Raw genomic sequence first — 20,072 nt, 5'->3', positions numbered from 1 at the left:
CCGGCTCCAGAGCCGGGCGCGCGGGCGCGCGGGCGCGCGCAGCAGCGCCCGGTGGCGCGGGCCGTCAGGGCTTGCGACCGACCGCGAAGACCCGACGGAACGGGTACACGGTGCCGTGGGCGCTCGCCGGGTACGCCTCGCGCAGCGCCGCCCGGTACCGGTCGACGTACTCCGCCGTCAGCGCACCGGAGGGGTCGGCGGCGTCGAGAGCCGCCAGTGCCGGTCGCAGCCCGGTGCCGCGCACCCAGTCGAGCACCGGGTCCTCGCCCGGCAGCAGCTGCGCGTAGGTCGTCTCCCAGGCGCGGGCGGCGAACCCGGCGTCGAGCATGATGCCGAGGTAGCCGGCGGGGTCGAGCACCGGGTCCTCGCGCAGGACACCGTCGAGCGCTGACGCCCAGGGACCGGAGGTCCCGATCGACCGCATCAGGGCGTGCGACGGGGACCCGAAGTTGCCCGGCACCTGCATCGCGAACCACGATCCGGACGGCATCGCGTCGAGCCACCGCGGCAGCAGCTCCACGTGCGACGGTACCCACTGCAGCGCCGCGTTCGTCACGACCACGTCGTCGGTCGGCCCGGGCGTCCAGTCCTCGATCGCACCGAGCTCGAACGACAGGTTCGGCAGGTCGGCCAGAGCGGGGTCGGCCGCAGCCGACGCGAGCATCTCCGCCGAGCTGTCGATCCCGACCACCGGCGACGAACGCCACCGCGCTGCCACCGTGGCGGTGAGGGACCCGGGACCGCAGCCCAGGTCGACGACGCGCCGCGGGGCCTCCCGTCCATCGTCCGCTGGCCACGCGACCTGCGCGACCAGGTCGTGGAAGGGGCGCCCGCGGTCGTCCGCGAACGCGGCGTACCGCGACGGGTCCCAGCGCACCGCTACAGCTCGACCTCGAAGGGGGCGGTGCGCACGAGCTCGTGCACGCCGGAGATGACCTCGCTCGGACGGAACGGGTAGCGGTCGATCTCGGCCTGGTCGCTGATGCCCGTCATCACGAGGACGGTGTGCAGCCCCGCCTCGATGCCGGCCTGCACGTCGGTGTCCATCCGGTCGCCGATCATGCCGGTGTTCTCGGAGTGCGCGCCGATGCGGTTCATCGCCGAGCGGAACATCATCGGGTTCGGCTTGCCGACCACGTACGGCTGCTTGCCGGTCGCCTTCTCGATCATGGCGGCGATCGCACCCGTGGCGGGCAGGACGCCTTCGGCCGACGGGCCGGTGGCGTCGGGGTTCGTGACGATGAAGCGGGCGCCGTCGCGGATCAGGCGGACGGCCTTGGTGATCGCTTCGAACGAGTAGTTGCGGGTCTCGCCGACGACGACGTAGTCGGGGGCGGTCTCGGTCATGATGAACCCGGCTTCGTGCAGGGCGGTGGTCATGCCGGCCTCGCCGATGACGAACGCCGAACCGCCGGGCATCTGGGACTTGCAGAAGTCGGCGGTGGCGAGGGCGCTCGTCCAGATGCGCTCCTCGGGGACGTGCAGGCCCGAGCTCCGGAGCCGGGCGCTGAGGTCACGCGGCGTGAAGATCGAGTTGTTCGTCAGGACGAGGAACTCGGTGCCCTCGTCGAGCCACTGCTGGATGAGCTCGGGGGCACCGGGGAGGGCCTGGTTCTCGTGGACGAGCACGCCGTCCATGTCGGTCAGCCAGCACTCGACGTCGTCGCGGGTCGCCATGGCCTCACCCTACTGCGCACGGCCGACGGGCCGGCCCGTCAGACGGGTTCCTTCGAAGGGGCCGGGAGGCGCGGATCGGCTCTTGCGCGTCGGCTCCGGACCCGAGATGGTCGAGTCACCGAACGCCACTCGGCTTTGCCCTAGGCTTTTCGTGACACGTACCGAATCAAGGAGAACCCGCCGTGCTCGTCGAACCCGGATCCCCGACCGCCACGCCCCGCCCCGCTGCGGTGCCGGACCTGGAAGCGGCTCCCGATCTGGTCGAGGCGACACCGCGACGACGTCGGGGCCGGCCCAACGTGCTGAGCCGCGAGCAGGTGATCGACGCCGCGACGGCGATCGCGAACGAGGACGGCCTCGACCGCCTGTCGTTCCGTGCGCTCGGGGTGCGGCTCGGCGTCGCGCCGATGACCGTGCACCGGACCATCGGCGGCCTCGACGACCTGCACGGTGAACTCGTCCGTCGCACCGTCGACGAGTTCACCGCCACCTTCGTCTGGCCGGACGAGTGGCACGCCGTGGTGCGCACCTTCGCCACGACGTTCCGCGACCTGATGCGCACCCACCCCCTGGTGCTCGAGTCGCACAGCCGGCGCGGGGCCCTGGTGTCCACCGAGTCCGACGCCGTCGTGGCGAAGGTCGTCGGGGCGCTCCGCTCCGCCGGGCTGGCCGATGCCGAGGCGATGTACGCGTTCTTCGTCGTGTACGACTTCGTGGTGGGGCACACCTCGGTGGAGATCGGGCGTGGAGATGCCGAGGCCGGGCGTCCCGAGCGGCACGCGCTCGTCGGAGAGCTCCTGGGGGAGCACTCGTACGACGCACGCTTCACGCTCGGGCTCGACGTCCTCATCGCCGGGATCGAATCGCGCGTCCGCTGAATTTCGGTACGCTTCCCAACAAAAAAAGATGTGAGATACCGTCTTTCACGATGTCCACTCAGTACCAATCCCCACAGTCTTCCGTTCCGCAGTCCTACGGTTCCGTCCCGCACCGCACGAACACCCTCGCGATCATCTCGCTCGTCGCGGCGTTCGTCGCACCGCTGATCGGGTTCATCCTCGGTCTCGTCGCGATGTCGCAGGCGCGCAGACGATCCGAGGGGGGCCGCGGCCTCGCGCTCGCCGCGGTCATCGTCGGTGGGGTGGTCACGCTGCTGTACATCGGGCTGTTCGTGACGATCGCGGTCCTCGCGGCGAACACCCCCGATCCGACGTACTCGTACTGACCGACCACGCACGTCGATCATGAGCACCACCGATCCGGCCGCCGCCCTCCGTGCGAAGGCCGCCGCGCAGCAGGGCAGCGCCCGTGCACTCGTCCTGACGATCGTGTGGGCGGCGCTCCTGCTCGCCGTCGGCGTCGTCGCCGGGTACGCGCTCGGGTCCGTCCTCGGCACCATCCGGGACATGACCGTCAACAGCGTGTTCTCGGACACGCCGGACCCGGAGTACCCGTGGTGGGCGATGCCCGTCGCGGTCACGGGGTCGGTCGTCACGCTGGGCATGTACTCGAAGTGGAACCACCGCTTCGCAGGCCGGGCGTCGGAGTTCGTCGGGGTGGGACCGGTGAGCATCTGGCTCGTCGGCGCCGCAGCCGGGCTCTGGTGGACGACCGCGACGCAGTGGGCGCCCGTCGACCGCGTCGGGACCACCGTCGACCCGGCGTTCGGCCGCGACGAAGTCTGGGGCATCGGCGGCTGGATCTGGTACGCCGCTGCGTGGTGGATCCCCGCACTGGTCACCGCGCTGGCGCTGGTCGCCCTGATCGGCGGGACGGTTGCACGCCGCGGGCAGGGCGGCCGACGCGGTCGGCTCGAACAGCTGCTGCGTGCGGGGCGCCGGGTCGACGGGATCGTCACCGCGGTCAGCGGCTCGACCGCCCACGACGCCTCCTTCACGCTGCTGCGCTGGACCTTCACGTTCACGGACCTCCAGGGACAACAGCGCTGGGTCGACCGGACCGAAGGGTTCCGCGACGGAACCGGCCCGGTGCTCGGAGCGACCGTCGTCGTCGTGTTCGACCCGACCCGTCCGAGTGATCGGAAGCGCATCTTCGCGGCGACCAACGCCGGTGCCGTTCCGGAGGACTTCCTCCGCCCGGGTACGCAGTGACACCGTGACGCGGCGGGCGTTCGGCTGGAACACGGTCGTGGGACTCGCGCCGACCGGCCCGGTTCGCCGCGGCTCTACCCTGGAGGCGTGACCGACGAGCCCGCCCCGACGCACGAACTGACGACGAACGGCGTCGGCCCGCACCCGGAGCCCTGGCCGGACGACCCGCGGCTCGACCCGGAGCTGCTGGCGGCGGGGGACTCGCGGAACGTGCTCGACCACTTCCGGTACTGGTCGATGGACGCCATCGTCGCCGAGCTCGACACCCGCCGGCACGCGTTCGACGTGGCGATCGAGAACTGGCAGCACGACCTGAACATCGGGTCGATCGTGCGGAGCGCCAACGCGTTCCTGGCCGGCACGGTGCACATCATCGGGCGGCGGCGCTGGAACAAGCGCGGCGCGATGGTGACCGACCGGTACCAGCACGTCCGGTACCACCCCGACGTGCAGGCGTTCCTGGCCGCGATGGCCGAGGAGCAGCGCCCGGTGATCGCGATCGACAACACCCCTGGCGCCGATCGCATCGAGACCGCGGCGATCCCGGAGCGGTGCGTGTTCCTGTTCGGCCAGGAGGGCCCCGGGCTCACCGACGAAGCGGTGGCCGGGGCGTCCGGGCACCTGGAGATCACGCAGTTCGGTTCGACGCGGAGCATCAACGCCTCGGCGGCGGCTGCGATCGTCATGCACTCGTGGATCGTGCAGCACGCCGGTGTCCCCCGGACGGGGTGAATGGCAGGGTGAAAAACCCTCGTTTGGGCGACACGTGTCCGTGAGCATGCCCAGGATGGACCTGGCGACCTGTGAGGCGGTCGCCGTTTCCTGATCCCACCCGGCAGCGTGGACCCGACCACTCCCAAGGGTCTGTTCGACGTGCCCGGAAGGTCACTGCTTGCTGCTCGCACCACGCCCCCGCCACCGTGCGGAGACCGCCGTTCGACCCCGCTGGTTCCGGGGTCTGGCGATGGCGCTCGCCGTGCTCATCCCGACGGCCGGCGTCGCCCTCGGCACCGAGGGCATCGCCCAGGCCGCCGTCGTGCAGTGGGGTGTCGGCGGTGACCAGGCGCCGAACTACCAGGCGACGGTCAACGGCGACTTCACGATGACCGGCAACGGGGTCCTGGCGTGCTCGGGTGCGGCACTGACGGCGACGAACACCAGCGGTTCGTGCACGGACCTGCACGCCAACAACCCCGGCTCGGGCGTCTCCACGTCGTACAACGACTACTTCAAGATGGTGAACTCGAACACCGTCAGCGGGTTCAGCACGAACTCGTCGACCGGCTCGATCACGATCCCGTCCGGCGCGACCGTGGCGAAGGCGTACCTCGACTGGAGCGCCAACACCGGGGTCTTCACCGGCTCCGGCAACGTGACCTGCTCGGGCAACTCGGCGAACGGTTCGCAGTGGTACGCCACCCGTCCGGACGCGGCCTCGGGCTACCGGACCCAGGGCGTGCAGCTCAAGGTCGGCTCCGCGGCGATCCGCACCGTCACGCCCGACGCCCTGCTCGAGGACCCCGCATCGCAGGCCAGCGCGCTGTACTACTCGGGCTCCGCTGACGTCACGAGCGCCTTCGCCGGCGCCACCACCGGGTCGGCGCTGCCGGTCAGCGCCGGCAACATCTGGGCGGCGGTCGGTGCCGGGTGCTACGCGGGCTGGTCGCTGACGGTCGTCTACGACTACGGCAAGTACATCCCCGGCAACACGAACTCCGCCCCGCACAAGGTCATCTACTACCAGGGGCACGTGCGCGAGGCGGCGTCGGACAGCCCCCTCACCGTGAACTTCACCGGCTTCTCGGCGCTGCAGTCCGGTGTGAAGTTCGGCTACACGCTCTACGAGGGCGACCGCGGCATCACCGGCGACTACATGCGGTACACCCCGCAGGGCGGCTCACCGACCGAGGTGCTCAACACGAAGAACGCCGCGGGCAACATCGGCGTCGGGCAGGCGGACGGCTCCGCGCGGTACACCCAGACGAGCGACACGTCGACGTTCACGAACCAGAGCGTCGACGTGCACACGCAGACCCTGTCCGGCGTGGACAAGGGCGACACCTCGATGACCCTGACGGTCGGTACGAGCGGGGACTCGTACCTGCTGCAGAACGCCGTGCTGTCAGTGCCGACCGCCGCGCTCAGCGTCGTGAAGACCCTCGACGGCACGGTCAACGACCAGTACCGCACCGCGACCGAGAACACCGCGTACTCGGTCACCGTGACGAACAACGGGTCGGTGGCGCTGTCGAACATCCAGCTGACGTTCCCGGACACCGAGACCTGCACGCCGTCGTCCACGATCGCGGGGCCGCTCGCGTCCGGCGCGACCGCGACCGTGCGGTGCACCGGCCCACCGCCCACCGCGGCGTCCACCACCAGCTCCGTCACCGCGACCGGCCAGGTCGCCGGCGACACGAGCGTCACCGTCGCCGACACCGGGTCGACCAACACCTACCTGTCGTCGCTGGCCCTGACGAAGACCTCCGCCCTCGCCTCCGGTGCCACCGGCAAGGCGGGCGACACCGTGAACTACACGTTCACCGCCACGAACAACGGCACCGGACCGCTCACCGGCGTCGCGATCACCGACCCGCTCTCCGGACTCTCCGCACTCACCTACGGCACCTGGCCGTCCGGCACGAGCGGGTCGCTCCAGCCCGGACAGTCCGTCACCGCGACCGCCACGTACACGCTGACCCAGACCGACGTCGATGCCGGCTCCGTCGCGAACACCGCCACCGTCACGGGCACCGACCCCGACGGCGGCCCGAAGCCCACCGCGACCGCCTCGCGCACCCAGCCGCTCACCGCGGCCAACGCCCTCGCCCTGACGAAGTCCGGCGCCCTCGCCTCCGGGTCGACCGGCCGCGTCGGCGACACCGTGAACTGGTCCTTCCGCCTGACCAACACGGGCGCCCAGACCGTCACCGCCGCGACCATCACGGACCAGGTCGCCGGGGTCTCAGCGATCACCTACGGCACGTGGCCGCAGGGAACGACCGGCAGGCTCGGTCCCGGGCAGTCCGTCACCGCCACCGCGACCGCGACCCTGACCCAGGCGCAGGTCGACGCCGGCACGGTGACGAACACCGCGACCGCGTCGGGCCGGAGCGCCACGGGCAGCACCGTCACCGCGCCGACGGCCAGCGCATCGGTCGCCGTCCCGGCCGCGAACGCCCTCACCCTGACGAAGTCGGGTGCGATCGCGTCGGGGTCCACCGGCAAGGCCGGCGACACCGTGAACTGGTCGTTCCGGTTGACGAACGCCGGCAACCAGACCGTCACGACCGCATCGATCACCGACCGGCTCAGCGGGGTCTCCGCGATCACCTACGGCACCTGGCCGTCGGGCACGAGCGGCACGCTCGCACCGGGACAGTCCGTGACCGGGACCGCGACCTCCGCCCTCACACAGACCGACGTCGACGCGGGCAGCGTCGTGAACACGGCCGGTGCCGCTGCCAAGGGGGCGACGGGGTCGACCGTCACCGCGACCGACGCGACGGCGACCGTGGCGGTGACCGACGCCTCCCGGCTGACCATCGTCAAGGACGGGAGCCTGGCGTCCGGCGCGACCGGTCGGGCCGGCGACACCGTCAACTGGACCTTCACCGTCACGAACGGGGGCAACCGCACCCTGACCGGCGTGACCATCGCCGACCCGCTCGCCGGGATCTCGGCGATCGCGTACGGCAGCTGGGCCTCCGGCACCACCGGGAAGCTCGCTCCCGGACAGTCCGTCACCGCGACCGCCACGTCGACGCTGACGCAGGCGCAGGTCGACGCCGGAGCGATCACGAACACCGCGACCGCCTCGGGCACGAACCCGTCCGGCACCGCCGTGACGAGCGGACAGACCTCGAAGACCGTCGACATCGCCGCCGCGCAGAAGATCGCCGTGACGAAGAGCGGCTCGCTCGCGAGCGGCGCGACCGGCGGCGTCGGCGACACCGTGAACTGGCGCTTCACCGCGACGAACACCGGCAACACGACCCTGTACGGCGTCGCGATCGCCGACGAACTCGCCGGCATCTCAGCGCGCACGTACTCGTGGCCGGGCGCCACCGGACGCCTCGACCCGAACCAGACCGTCACGGCGACCGCCACGTCGACCCTGACCCAGGCGGACGTCGACGCGGGCAGCATCGTGAACACCGCGACGGCAGCCGGCACCACGCGCGCCGACGGCTCCGGCCAGTCGGCGTCCTCGACGACGACCGCGGCGGTCGCGCTGTCCCGCGCACCCGGCATCGCGATCGCCAAGTCCGGCGCGCTCGCGGCCGGGTCCACCGGCGCCGTCGGCGACACCGTGACCTACACGTTCACCGTCCGGAACTCCGGCAACACCACGCTCACCGGCGTCACCGTCAGCGACCCGCTCACCGGGCTGTCGTCGATCGCGTACTCGTGGCCGGGGACCAGCGGCCGGTTGACGCCGGGGCAGACCGCGACGGCGACGGCGACCTACCAGCTCACCCAGAAGGACGTCGACGCGGGTGCGGTCCGGAACACCGCGACCGCGAAGGGCACCGCACCCGACGGCACCACCGCCACGAACGCGGCGTCCGCGACCACGACGGTCCCGGCGTCGCCCGCGCTCACCGTGTCGAAGACCGGTGCCCTGGCGGCCGGCGCGACCGGAGCCGCCGGGGACACCGTGGACTACACGTTCACCGCGCGGAACACCGGCAACCAGACCCTGACCTCGGTCACCGTCGCCGATGCCCTGGCCGGCGTCTCCGCGGTGACGTACGGCACGTGGACCTCCGGTACGGTCGGCACGCTCGCCCCCGGGCAGTCCGTCACGGCGACCGCCCGCCTCACGCTCACGCAGGCCGACGTCGACGCCGGCAGCGTGGTCAACACGGCGCAGGGCTCGGCGCGGACGCCCGCGACGACGACCATCACGGCGAGCTCGCCGAACACCCTGCAGATCCCCTCGAGCGGCACCCTGTCGTTCGCGAAGTCCGGCGTCGTCGCGGGCTCCGGCACCCCGTCGGCCGGCAGCCGGGTCGACTGGACCTTCACCGCCCGCAACACCGGGAACGTCACGCTCACCGGCGTCGCGATCGCCGACCAGTTGCCCGGCCTGTCCGCGGTCACGTACTCGTGGCCCGGGGCCACCGGCCGACTCGCACCCGGTGCGACCGTCACGGCGACGGCCACCTCGACGCTGACCCAGGCGCAGATCGACGCCGGCACCGTCCGCAACACCGCGACGATCGCCGGGTCGACCCCGAACGGCACGGCCGTGAACCAGGTCGCCGCTGCCTCGGTGTCGGTGGACCGCACTGCCGCGATCAGCGTCGCGAAGTCCGGCGCGCTCGCTGCCGGGTCGACCGGTACGGCCGGCGACACCGGCACGTGGACACTCCGGATCACCAACACGGGCAACACCACGCTGACGACGGTACGGGCGACGGACTCCCTCGCCGGGCTCTCGGCACTCACCTACGGCACGTGGCCGTCCGGCACGGCGGGCACGCTCGCGCCGGGGCAGACCGTCACCGCGACGGCGACCGGCACCGTGACACAGTCCGACCTGGACGCCGGGTCGGTCACGAACACCGCGACGGCGACCGGCACCGGTCCGTCCGGCACGGCGACCCCGACGGCGCAGGGCTCCGGCACGATCCCGCTCGCGGGCAACCCGGCGCTGACGTTCACGAAGTCCGTGGCGACGGACGCCGGGTACACCGGCGCAGCGGGCGACACGCTCGACTACACGTTCCTCGCCACGAACGCCGGCAACCAGACGCTCACGGGCGTCACGATCACCGATCCGCACGCCGGCCTCGGCACCCTGACGTACCGGTGGCCGGGGGCCGCCGGGCGACTCGCCCCCGGACAGTCCGTCACGGCGACGGCCCCGTACACGGTCACGCAGGCGGACGTCGACGGCGGCACGGTGTCGAACCGCGCCACGGTGTCCGGCACGAACCCGCAGGGCACCGCCGTGGCGACCCCCGCGACGGCCGCGCAGACCATCGCGCCGGCGCCGGGGATGACCGTCACCAAGAGCGCGGTCGTCGGCGGCACCGGTCGTGCCGGTGACACCGTGACCTACCGCTTCGACGTCGCCAACACCGGCACCACGACCCTGCGCGGCGTCGCCGTCACCGACCCACTGTCCGGCCTGTCCGGCATCACGTACGGCACCTGGCCCTCGGGCACCGCGGGCACACTCGCGCCGGGGCAGACCGTCCGCGGCACGGCGACGTACACGATCAGCCAGTCGGACATCGACGCCGGCAGCATCGTGAACACCGCCTCGTCGTCGGCGACGACCCCCGGTGGCGGCACCGTCCGTGCGACCGGCACCGCCACGGTCACCCCGGCCTCGGGTGCCCCGGCCATCGCCCTCGCGAAGACCGAGCGCCTGGCCACCACGGCCACGGGGGTCGCCGGCGACACCGTGCGGCTCGGCTACACGATCACGAACAGCGGCAACCAGACCCTGACGAACGTGGCGCTGACCGACGACCAGTCCGGTCACTCCGCGTTCACGTACGGCACGTGGCCGTCCGGCACCGCCGGCACGCTGGGCGTCGGACAGTCCGTGACCGTCACGGCGACGTACACGCTGACCCAGGCCGACGTCGACCGCGGCCGGGTGTCGAGCGACGCGACCACGACCGGTGTCTCGCCCGGCGGGACCACCGTGCGGGCGACCGACACCGGCTCCGTCGTGCCGAAGCGCGTCCCCGGGGTCGCGCTCACCGAGACCGGATCCGTGACGACCGGCAACGGCGGCGTCGGCTCCGTCGTCACCTGGACGTACCAGGCGACGAACACCGGCACCGTGACGCTGTCGGTCCCCGAGGTCGTGCACGCCCTGGGCGGCACCGTGACGTACGCGTGGCCGAACGCGCCGAACAGCCTGGCACCGGGTGAGACCCTCACCGCCACCAGCACCTCGACCGTGACCCAGGACGACGTCGACGCCGGGTCCCTCGTCGACACCTCGTCCGTCATCGGAACCGCGCCCAGCGGAACCGACCCGGCGACCGTCACCGCGACGTCCGCCGCCACCGTCCGCACCTCGGACGCCGCCCCCGGGCTCGCCGTCAGCAAGGTCCAGACCTTCGACGCCGACGGCTCGAAGACCCGCGCCGCGACCGCCGGCGACCAGGTCGACATGCGGTACGTCGTCACCAACACCGGCAACGTCACGCTCACCGTCGTGGGCGTGCAGGACGCGCAGCGCGGCATCTCGAGCGTCGTGTTCGCCGACGGTGACACCACCATCACGCTCGCGCCGGGCCGCTCCGCCACGGCGACCGCGACCTACACGATCAGCCAGTCCGACGTCGACTCCGGCGGCATCCGTTCCGCCGCGACCGCGTTCGGCACCACGCCCGCCGGGGTGCGCGTCACCGCGACCGCCACCGACGGCGTGACCATCACCCCGCAGCCCGCCGTCACGCTGACGAAGACCGCCCGCTACGGCACCGGCCCCTCCGGTGCGGTGCAGAGCGGCCAGGTCGGCGACACCGTGGTGTTCTCGTTCCTGGCGACGAACACCGGATCGGTGACGCTCACCGGGCTCGCGCTCCGCGACCAGCTGCTCGGTCTCGCGCAGGCGACCCCGGTCGACGGCTCCGCCACCCTGCGCGACGTCGAGTGGTCCGGCGGCAGCGCCGGGTCCCTGGCGCCGGGGGAGCGGGTCCGTGCCACCGCCCGGTACACGGTCACGCAGGCCGACGTCGACGCCGGCAGCATCACGAACACCGCGACCGTCTCCGGCGCGACGCCGGCCGGTTCGACGACCAGCGGCGACGCGACCGTCACGATCGCCACCGACGCCGAGAACACCGCGGCGATCGGCATCGTCAAGCAGGCCACCGTCCCCGGCACCGGGACACCGGCGCCCGGCGACCCGGTGCTGCTCGGCTACACCGTCACGAACACCGGCGACTTCACGCTCACCGGTGTCGGCATCACCGACGCCGGAGCCGATGCCGGAGCCGACCCGGGGCCCGGCGGCACCGGAGCGATCGCCTACGGCACCTGGCCGTCCGGCACCACCGGCCGGCTCACGCCCGGGCAGACCGTCACCGCCACCGCTGTGCACACCCTGACCCAGGCGGACATCGACGCCGGCTTCGTCACGAGTCCGGCGCGCACGACCGGCACCCCGTCGAACGGCGGCGAGGCCGTCACCGCGACGAGCTACCGCACCGTGCCGATCACCCAGGTGAACTCCTTCGTCTTCTCGAAGCAGGGAGCGCCCTCGGGCAGCACCGCCGTCGTCGGCGATGCGCTGACCTTCACGCTGACCGCACGCAACACCGGCAACACGACCCTCGACCTGCTGCAGATGACCGACCAGCTGCAGGGCGTCGGCGTGCTCGAGTACCGCTGGCCGGACCCCGCGAAGCCCGGCGTCGTCGGGCCGGGCGAAGCCGCGACCGCGACCGCCGCGTACACGATCAGCCAGGCAGACGTCGACTCCGGCAGCGTGCTGAACCGCGCGAACGCCGTCGCCAGCCCGCCGACCGGGTCCGCGATCACCCGGACCGCGACGAGCACCACCGGTGTCGACGCCAGCACGCCGACCATCACGCTCGACAAGACCGAGGCCCTGGCCGACGGCGACGCGGGTGTGGCCGGCGACACCGTCCGGTTCGGCTACACGATCACGAACGCCGGCACGACGACCCTCACCGGGGTCGCCCTGACCGACGAGCAGCCCGGCCTCGGCGCCGTCGCGTACGGCGCCTGGCCGTCCGGCACGGTCGGGTCGCTGGCGCCCGGACAGTCCGTCACGGCGTCCGCGACCTACCGGCTGACACAGGCGGACGTCGACCGTGCCGCCGCGGACACCGCCGACGGCATCGCGCTGTCGAGCGGCGCGACCACCACGGCGACCGACCGTCGCAGCGGGGCCGCCGTCACCGCGACCGACGACGGGACGGTCACGCTCACGCCGACCTCGGGCCTCAGCACGCGGAAGACCGCCGCGACCGTCGGCACCGGGAACATCGGGGCGGTGCAGGTCGGCGACGTCGTCCGCTACACCGTCACGTCGACGAACACCGGTCAGACCACGCTCACCGGCGTCACCGTGTCCGACCCGCTCGCCGGCCTCGGCACGCCGACGACGACGTGGCCGAACACCACCGCGGGCACGCTCGCCCCGGGGCAGGCCGTCGTCGTCACCGCCGACCGCACCGTCACCCAGGACGACGTCGACGCCGGGTCGATCGCGAACACCGCGACCGCGGTGGGGACCACCCCGGCCGGCACGACCGCGTCCGGTTCGGGCACCCGCACGGTCGTGACCACGTCGGGCGCTCCCGGCATCACGGTGCAGAAGTCCGAGACGCTGCCGTCCGGTGCGACCAGCCGGGCCGGCGACACGGTCGACCTGACGTTCACCGTCACGAACCGCGGCGACGTCACGCTCACCGACGTCGACGTGACCGACTCGCAGCAGGGCGTCTCCGCCGTCCGGTTCGACACCTGGCCGTCCGGCACCGCCGGCCGCCTGGCGCCCGGCCAGTCCGTCGTCGCCCACGCCACGTACACCCTGACGCAGCAGGACGTCGACCGGGGCACCGTCACGAGCACCGCGACGACCACCGGTGTCCCGCCGCGCGGCGCCGCCGTGTCCGACTCGGACGAGGGCTCCGTCACCATCACCCCGCGCGGCACGCTGTCGATCGACAAGACCGGCACGCTCGGCGGCGCGACCGGAGCGGTCGGCGACACCGTCCGCTACGGCTTCCGGATCACGAACACCGGCACCGTCACGCTCACCGGCGTCGGCGTCGCGGACGTCCTGTCCGGCGTCTCCGACGTCGAGATCGCGGACTGGCCCGCAGCAGCTGGCCGCCTCGAGCCGGGGCGCACCGTCACCGGCACCGCGACCTACCGGGTCACCCAGGCGGACGTCGACGCGGGCAGCGTGCTCAACGACGCCACCGCCACCGGCCGCACGCCGGCCGGCGACCCGGTCACGGCCTCGGACACCGCGACCGTGCCCCTCGCCGCCGCGGCGCCCGGGATCCGGCTCGACAAGACCGAGCAGCTCGCGCCCGGCGCCGCCGGCGTGGCCGGCGACACCGTCCGCCTCGGCTACACGGTCACCAACACCGGCACGGCGACGCTGTCCGGCGCCGCCCTCGACGATGCGCAGGCCGGCCTGTCCGACATCGCCTTCGGCACGTGGCCGTCCGGCGTCGGCACGCTCGCACCCGGCGAGTCCGTGACGGCCACCGCCACGTACACGCTCACCCAGGCGGACGTCGACCGCGGGTCGATCGGCAGCACCGCGACCGCCACCGCCACCAGCCCGAAGGGGACCGAGGTCGCCGACGGCGCCCAGGCGGCGGTCACGCTGACCGCGCCCGCCGGGGTGTCGGTCGCGAAGCGCGCCGCGTACGCCGACGGCGGCACCGGTCGTGTCGGCGACACGGTGGACTACACCTTCACCGTCACGAACACGGGGCAGGTCACGCTCGACGCCGCCCGCGTCACCGACCGGCTCGCCGGCCTCGGCACGGTCTCGGTCGGCTCCGGTCCCCAGGACGACGGTTCGCTCGCGCCCGGGCAGTCGCTCGTCGCCCGCGCCGCGTACACCGTGACGCAGTCGGACGTCGACGCCGGCAGCATCGTCAACCAGGCCGTGGTCACCGCGACCCCGGCCCGAGGCGACGACGTGTCGGCATCGGACAGCGCGACCGTCCGCACGTCGGACGGTGCGCCCGCGATCGACATCGTCAAGACGGAGCGCCTGACCGGGTCCGGAGCACCCTCGGTCGGCGACACCGTGCGCCTCGGGTACACGATCACGAACACCGGCAACCAGACGCTCACCGGCGTCCGTGCGACCGACGCGCAGATCGGGACCTCGACGGTCACCTACGGCACCTGGTCCGGCGGCACCGTCGGCCGGCTGGCCCCCGGGGAGTCCGTGACGGCGACCGCCACGTACGCCCTCACCCAGGCCGACGTCGACGCGGCCCGCGTCGAGAGCGCCGCCACCGCCACCGGCACCACCCCGACGGGAGGCACGGTGCGCGCCACCGACACCGCCGGCGTCGACCTCGCCGCGGCTCCAGGGCTGTCGCTCAGCAAGCAGGGTCGGCTCGCGCCCGGTGCCACGGGCGCCGCCGGTCAGGGCATCCAGTACACCTTCGCCGCGACGAACACCGGCAACGTGACCGTCGAGCTCCTCGACTTCCGCGACCGTCTGGCCGGACTCACCGACCCGACGGTCGGCGACTGGCCCGGCTCGGTCGGGGTCCTCGCACCCGGACAGACCGTCACCGCGACGGCGACCTACACGATCCTGCAGTCCGACGTCGACGCCGGTTCCGTCGCGAACACGGCGACCGTCGTCGGGCGTGCTCCCGACGGCACCGACGTCACCGGCACCGACGGTGCGACCGTCGAGACCGCCGCGTCCGGTCCGCGCATCGGCGTCGTGAAGACCGCGACGCTCGCCGACGGCGCCACCGGCAGGGCCGGCGACCGCGTCGAGTACCGCTACGACGTCACGAACACCGGCAACGTCTCGCTGTCCGGCGTCGGCGCCACCGACGACCAGACCGACGTGTCGGCGATCACCTTCGGCACCTGGCCCGGCACCACCGGCCGGCTGGCTCCGGGACAGACCGTGACCGCCACGGCGTCGCACGTGCTCACCCAGGCCGAGGTCGACTCCGGCGCCCTGACGAGCACGGTCGCCGCGACCGGCACGGCTCCGGGCGGCGTCGGGGTCCGCGACACCGACACCCGCTCGGTGACGATCGCACCGGATGCGGAACTGGCCTTCTCGAAGACGGCTTCCTACGTCGACGGCGGCACGGGCCGGGTCGGCGACACGGTCCGCTACACGCTGCGCGGCGAGAACACCGGCACCGTGACGCTCACCGACGTCACCGCGACCGACCGCCTGGCGGGGCTCTCGCCGCTCGACGCCGACTGGCCGGCAGCCGAGGGCACCCTCGCCCCCGGAGCCGTGGTCACCGCCACCGCGGAGTACACCGTCACCCAGGCCGACGTCGACGCCGGCAGCATCGTGAACCAGGCGACCGCGTGGGCGAGCCCGCCCGCCGGTGCGCCGGTGACGGCGACCGACGGCGTGACGGTCCGCACCGTCGACCCGGACGCCGCCATCGCACTGGTGAAGGACGAGCGCGTGACCTCGGGCACGGGCGTCGCAGGCGACACGGTGACGTTCACCTGGACGATCTCGAACCCCGGCAACCGCACGCTGTCCGACGTCACCCTCGACGACGACCAGCGCGGCCTCGGCACCGTGACGTACGGCCGCTGGCCCGGAGCGGTCGGGTCGCTCGCCCCCGGGCAGACCGTCACCGCTTCGGCCATGTACACGCTGACCCAGGCCGACGTCGACCGTGGTTCCGTCACGAGCACCGCGACGACGACCGGCACCGTGCCCTCGGGCGACGTCGTCACGGCCACCGCGGCCGGTGGGGTGGACACGGTCCGGACCGCCGCGTGGACGATCGACACGACCGGCGCACTGGCCGGCGGCGCCACCGGCGTGCTCGGTGACCGCATCGACTGGACCTACCGCGTCACGAACACCGGCACGGTCACGCTCACCGACCTGGCCGTCACCGACGCGCTGCCCGGCGTGGGCGACCCCGCCGTCGTCACGTGGCCGAACGGCACCGCGGGCACCCTGCTGCCCGGACAGTCCGTCACCGCCACCGCGCGGTCGACCGTCACCCAGACGGACGTGGACGCCGGGAGCGTCGTGAACCGTGCGGCAGCCGACGCTGCCGTCCCGTCGGGCGTCACCGACCCCGGCGTGCAGCGGGACAGCGCCACCGTGGCCCTGCGGAGCGCGACCCAGCGCATCGACGTCACGAAGACCGCGCGCCTGGCCGACGACGCCTCCGGACGGGCCGGTGACACCGTCGCGTTCGGGTACGTCGTCACCAACACCGGCACGTCGACGCTCACCGGGGTCACCCTCGCCGACGAACGACCCGGCACCCAGGCGATCGCGATCACCTGGCCGGGGCGGACCGGTGTGCTCGCGCCGGGCGAGAGCGCGCGTGCGACGGCGACCACGTCGTTGACGCAGGCCGACGTCGACCGGGGGACCCAGGCCTCCCGTGCGACCACGACCGGCACCGGACCCGGCGGCACGACCGTCACCGCGACCGACTCGGCCGCCGTCACGATCACCGGCCGTCCGGCCGTCGCGCTCACCGAACGGGGCGCGCTCGCACCGGGCGCGACCGGCGCGGTCGGTGACACCGTCCAGTGGACCTACGTCGTGACGAACACCGGATCCGTGACCCTCGACCGCACCGCCCTGCAGCAGCAGCTCGGCGGCACCGCGACCTTAGGCACCTGGCCGGACGACTCCGGGGTCCTCGCGCCCGGGCAGTCCGTCACCGCCACCGCCACGTCGGTCATCACGCAGGCGCAGTTCGACGCGGGCAGCGTGACGAACCCGGCCACCACGACGGCGACGGCACCGGACGGTTCCACCGCGACCGCCGATGCCTCGGCCACGGTCGAGACCGGACCAGCCGACGCCCGCATCGGCATCACGAAGTCGGCCGCCCTGCCCGACGGTGACACCGCGCCGCGGGCCGGGGACGTCGTCACCTTCACCTACCGCGTCACCAACTCCGGCACCTCGACGCTGACCGGTGTCGGCGTGACGGACGCGCAGGACGGTGCCGGCCGACCGACCTTCGACTGGCCGGGGACCGCGGGCACGCTCGCGCCCGGGCAGGTCGTCACCGCCACCGCGAGCTACACGCTCACCCAGGCGGACGTGGACCGCGGGACGGTCGGCAGCACGGCGACGACGACGGGCACCCCGCCGGCCGGCACGGACGTCGAGGCCACCACGGACGCGAGGCTCGTGCTGCCCGGGTCGCCGGAGCTCGAGGTCGCCAAGACCGGCACGCTGGCCGACGGCGCCACCGGTTCGGTCGGTGACACGGTCGACTACCGCGTGACGGTCCGCAACACGGGGACGACCACGATGCGGGACCTCGCCGTCAGCGACCCGCTGCCGGGCCTCGGCGCACTGACGTTCCCGGACGGGTTCGACGGGACACTCGCACCGGGCGACTCGGTGACCGCGACCGCCGCCGCCACCGTCACGCAGGACGACGTCGACGCCGGCAGCGTGGTGAACACCGCGACGGCGATCGGCAACCCACCCACCGGGGCACCCGTCACCGCCACCGGCAGCACCACCGTGCCGCTCGCCGCCGCGACCGCCGGCATCTCGATCGAGAAGCGTCAGCAGCTCGCCGACGGCGCCACCGGACGTGCGGGCGACGACGTGACCTTCACGTTCACGGTGACGAACACCGGCAGCACGACCCTGCGCGGCGTCACCGTCGCCGACGGCCAGCCGGGCCTCGGCGCCGTCACGGTCCGGTGGCCGGACGCGAGCGGTGTCCTGCGGCCGGGGGAGACCGCGACGGCCACCGCCGTGTACACGCTGACCCAGGCCGACGTCGACCGCGGTTCGATCACGAGCACAGCGACCACCGCGGGCACCACACCCGACGGCGCCGCCGTGCAGGACACCGACGCCGGCACCACGACGGTCACCGGCACGCCGGCACTGCTCGTCACGAAGCGCGGCTCGACCGTCGGCGACGCCGTCGGCGGAGCCGAGGTGCGCTGGACGATCGACGTGGCGAACACCGGCACGGTGACGCTCACCGACGTGACCGTCTCGGACGAGCTCGCGGGCTTCACCACCACCGGCACCACGTGGCCCGCCGCCGCTGGCACGCTGGCACCTGGCGAGACTGCACAGGTCTCGGGCACCTCGGTCGTCACGCAGGCCGACGTCGGTGCCGGCGGGGTCGTCAACACGGCCCGTGCGACCGGCACGGCACCCGACGGCACGGCGACCGCCGGCGGTGGCGCCGCGACCGTGCCGACCACGGCCGCGCCCACGCCGCCGGCCGGTCCGCACCTGACGCTCGACAAGCGGAGCACGCTCGCCCCCGGTGCCACCGGAACGCTCGGCGACCGCGTGGACTACACGTTCACGGTCACGAACGACGGTGACGTCCCACTCAGCGGCGTCCGGATCGACGACCCGATGGCACGACTGTCCGGGATCACCTGGAGCTGGCCGGACGAACCGGGCGTGCTCGCGCCCGGTGAGCAGGCCGTCGGGACGGCGACGTACGTCGTCACCCAGGCCGACGTCGACGCCGGCTCGCTGGTGAACACGGCGACCGTGCACGGCGACGCACCCGGCGGCATCGTCGTCGGCAGCGAGCCGTCCACCGCCGGGACCCCGCTCGGCGGCCACGGCGCGCTGACGATCACCAAGACCGTGCAGTACGCCGCGGGGACCGACGGCACCGTCGGGCAGGAGCTGCGGTACGGCTTCACCGTCGTGAACACCGGCACCGTCACGCTGCGCGACGTCCGCGTCGACGACCGCATGCCCGGACTCTCCGACGTCGTGTACGGCCAGTGGCCGGGCGCGACCGGGACCCTCGCCCCGGGGCAGCGCGTCACCGCCACCGCGACGTACACCGTCGGACAGTCCGACGGTGCGTCCGGTAGCGTCGAGAACAGCGCGACGGCGATCGGCACGCCACAGCCCGGGACCCTGCCCGGTGACGAACCGATCGTGTCCGCGCCCGACACCGTCCGGATCGTGGTCCGCCCGGCCGCGGGGGTCCCTGCCCTCGCGTTCACCGGCGCTGACCCTGTACCGGCCATCGCCGTCGCCGCACTCCTGGTGGCGCTCGGCATCGCCACGGCGGCCATCGGGAGCCGTCGCCGCACCCGGAAGGAACACCGATGACCCTGCGCCCCACGCGCTCCCTGTCCGCCCGTCTGTTCGCGATCGCCGGCGTCGCCGCGCTCGGCCTCGGCCTGGCCGGCTGCTCCGGCGGCGACACCCCGGACGGCCGCGCCTCGTCGACCCCGAAGGCCTCGGCCACCGAGCGTCCGGCGATCACCGACGTGGACACCCCGGCCGGCGGCACGGGCGACTACGTGGGGGCGCTCAAGGACGTCCAGGTCAGCTCGTGCAAGAAGTCCGGGTCCGACTGGGCCGTCACCGGCACCGTCGAGAACCCCGCGAAGAGCGCGCAGGGGTACCGCATCTACGTGTCGCTGCTCAAGGGCCAGTCGGACACCCGCGCCGTGAAGGAGGTCGACGTCGCCTCGGTCGCCGCCGGCGCCTCGGACGAGTGGTCGACGACGATCGGGACCGCCGAGAGCGGGTTGTCCTGCGTGCTGCGCGTGGAGCGGTTCGCCGCCTGAGCGCGGCCGACCTGCTCCCGTGTCGCCGCT

8 protein-coding genes are annotated in these 20,072 nt (G+C 73.3%); 6 read left to right on the top strand and 2 right to left on the bottom strand.

The genetic code is table 11. The features are described 5' to 3' along the window. Positions 1-64: 64 nt before the first annotated feature. Positions 65-877 (bottom strand): methyltransferase domain-containing protein, encoded by an 813-nt coding sequence (locus ACIPV1_RS13225; RefSeq protein WP_402726585.1) that lies wholly within the window; start codon positions 875-877, stop codon positions 65-67. A gap of 2 nt (positions 878-879) precedes the next feature. Beyond that, entirely contained in the window at positions 880-1,677 is a 798-nt protein-coding gene (locus ACIPV1_RS13220) for an HAD-IIA family hydrolase (protein WP_111086157.1), read from the bottom strand. A gap of 182 nt (positions 1,678-1,859) precedes the next feature. Here ACIPV1_RS13220 and ACIPV1_RS13215 point away from each other — a divergent pair, with 182 nt between their 5' ends. From ACIPV1_RS13215 to ACIPV1_RS13190, 6 genes are all read left to right on the top strand, one after another. Continuing rightward, positions 1,860-2,555, top strand: a complete 696-nt coding sequence (locus ACIPV1_RS13215; RefSeq protein WP_134195373.1) for a TetR/AcrR family transcriptional regulator C-terminal domain-containing protein — start codon at positions 1,860-1,862, stop codon at positions 2,553-2,555. 50 nt (positions 2,556-2,605) lie between these two features. Next, positions 2,606-2,902, top strand: coding sequence for a DUF4190 domain-containing protein (locus ACIPV1_RS13210; protein ID WP_131921319.1), 297 nt, complete (start codon positions 2,606-2,608; stop codon positions 2,900-2,902). Positions 2,903-2,921: 19 nt separating this feature from the next. After that, the gene (locus ACIPV1_RS13205) at positions 2,922-3,788 is read left to right on the top strand and encodes a hypothetical protein (RefSeq protein WP_131921318.1); all 867 of its coding nucleotides are present in this window, start codon (positions 2,922-2,924) and stop codon (positions 3,786-3,788) included. Positions 3,789-3,875: 87 nt separating this feature from the next. After that, a complete protein-coding gene (locus ACIPV1_RS13200) occupies positions 3,876-4,520 on the top strand; it encodes a TrmH family RNA methyltransferase (RefSeq protein WP_402726584.1) in 645 nt (214 codons plus the stop codon). 160 nt (positions 4,521-4,680) lie between these two features. Further along, positions 4,681-19,578: an AraC family transcriptional regulator gene (locus ACIPV1_RS13195; protein WP_402726583.1), complete on the top strand. Its 14,898-nt coding sequence runs from the start codon at positions 4,681-4,683 to the stop codon at positions 19,576-19,578. Beyond that, positions 19,575-20,042 (top strand): hypothetical protein, encoded by a 468-nt coding sequence (locus ACIPV1_RS13190; RefSeq protein WP_402726582.1) that lies wholly within the window; start codon positions 19,575-19,577, stop codon positions 20,040-20,042. The genes ACIPV1_RS13195 and ACIPV1_RS13190 overlap by 4 nt, the downstream gene beginning before the upstream one ends. Positions 20,043-20,072: the final 30 nt, after the last annotated feature.

Source organism: Curtobacterium sp. NPDC089991, from assembly GCF_044748425.1.
Classification (GTDB): domain Bacteria; phylum Actinomycetota; class Actinomycetes; order Actinomycetales; family Microbacteriaceae; genus Curtobacterium.
This window is presented reverse-complemented; position numbering and strand designations above follow the sequence as displayed.

What these genes read in the sequence shown, in the direction of transcription:
- ACIPV1_RS13220 (WP_111086157.1), bottom strand. Translation starts at nt 1,677, where the DNA reads ATGGCGACCCGCGACGACGTCGAGTGCTGGCTGACCGACATGGACGGC.
- ACIPV1_RS13210 (WP_131921319.1), top strand. Translation starts at nt 2,606, where the DNA reads ATGTCCACTCAGTACCAATCCCCACAGTCTTCCGTTCCGCAGTCCTAC.
- ACIPV1_RS13205 (WP_131921318.1), top strand. Translation starts at nt 2,922, where the DNA reads ATGAGCACCACCGATCCGGCCGCCGCCCTCCGTGCGAAGGCCGCCGCG.
- ACIPV1_RS13190 (WP_402726582.1), top strand. Translation starts at nt 19,575, where the DNA reads ATGACCCTGCGCCCCACGCGCTCCCTGTCCGCCCGTCTGTTCGCGATC.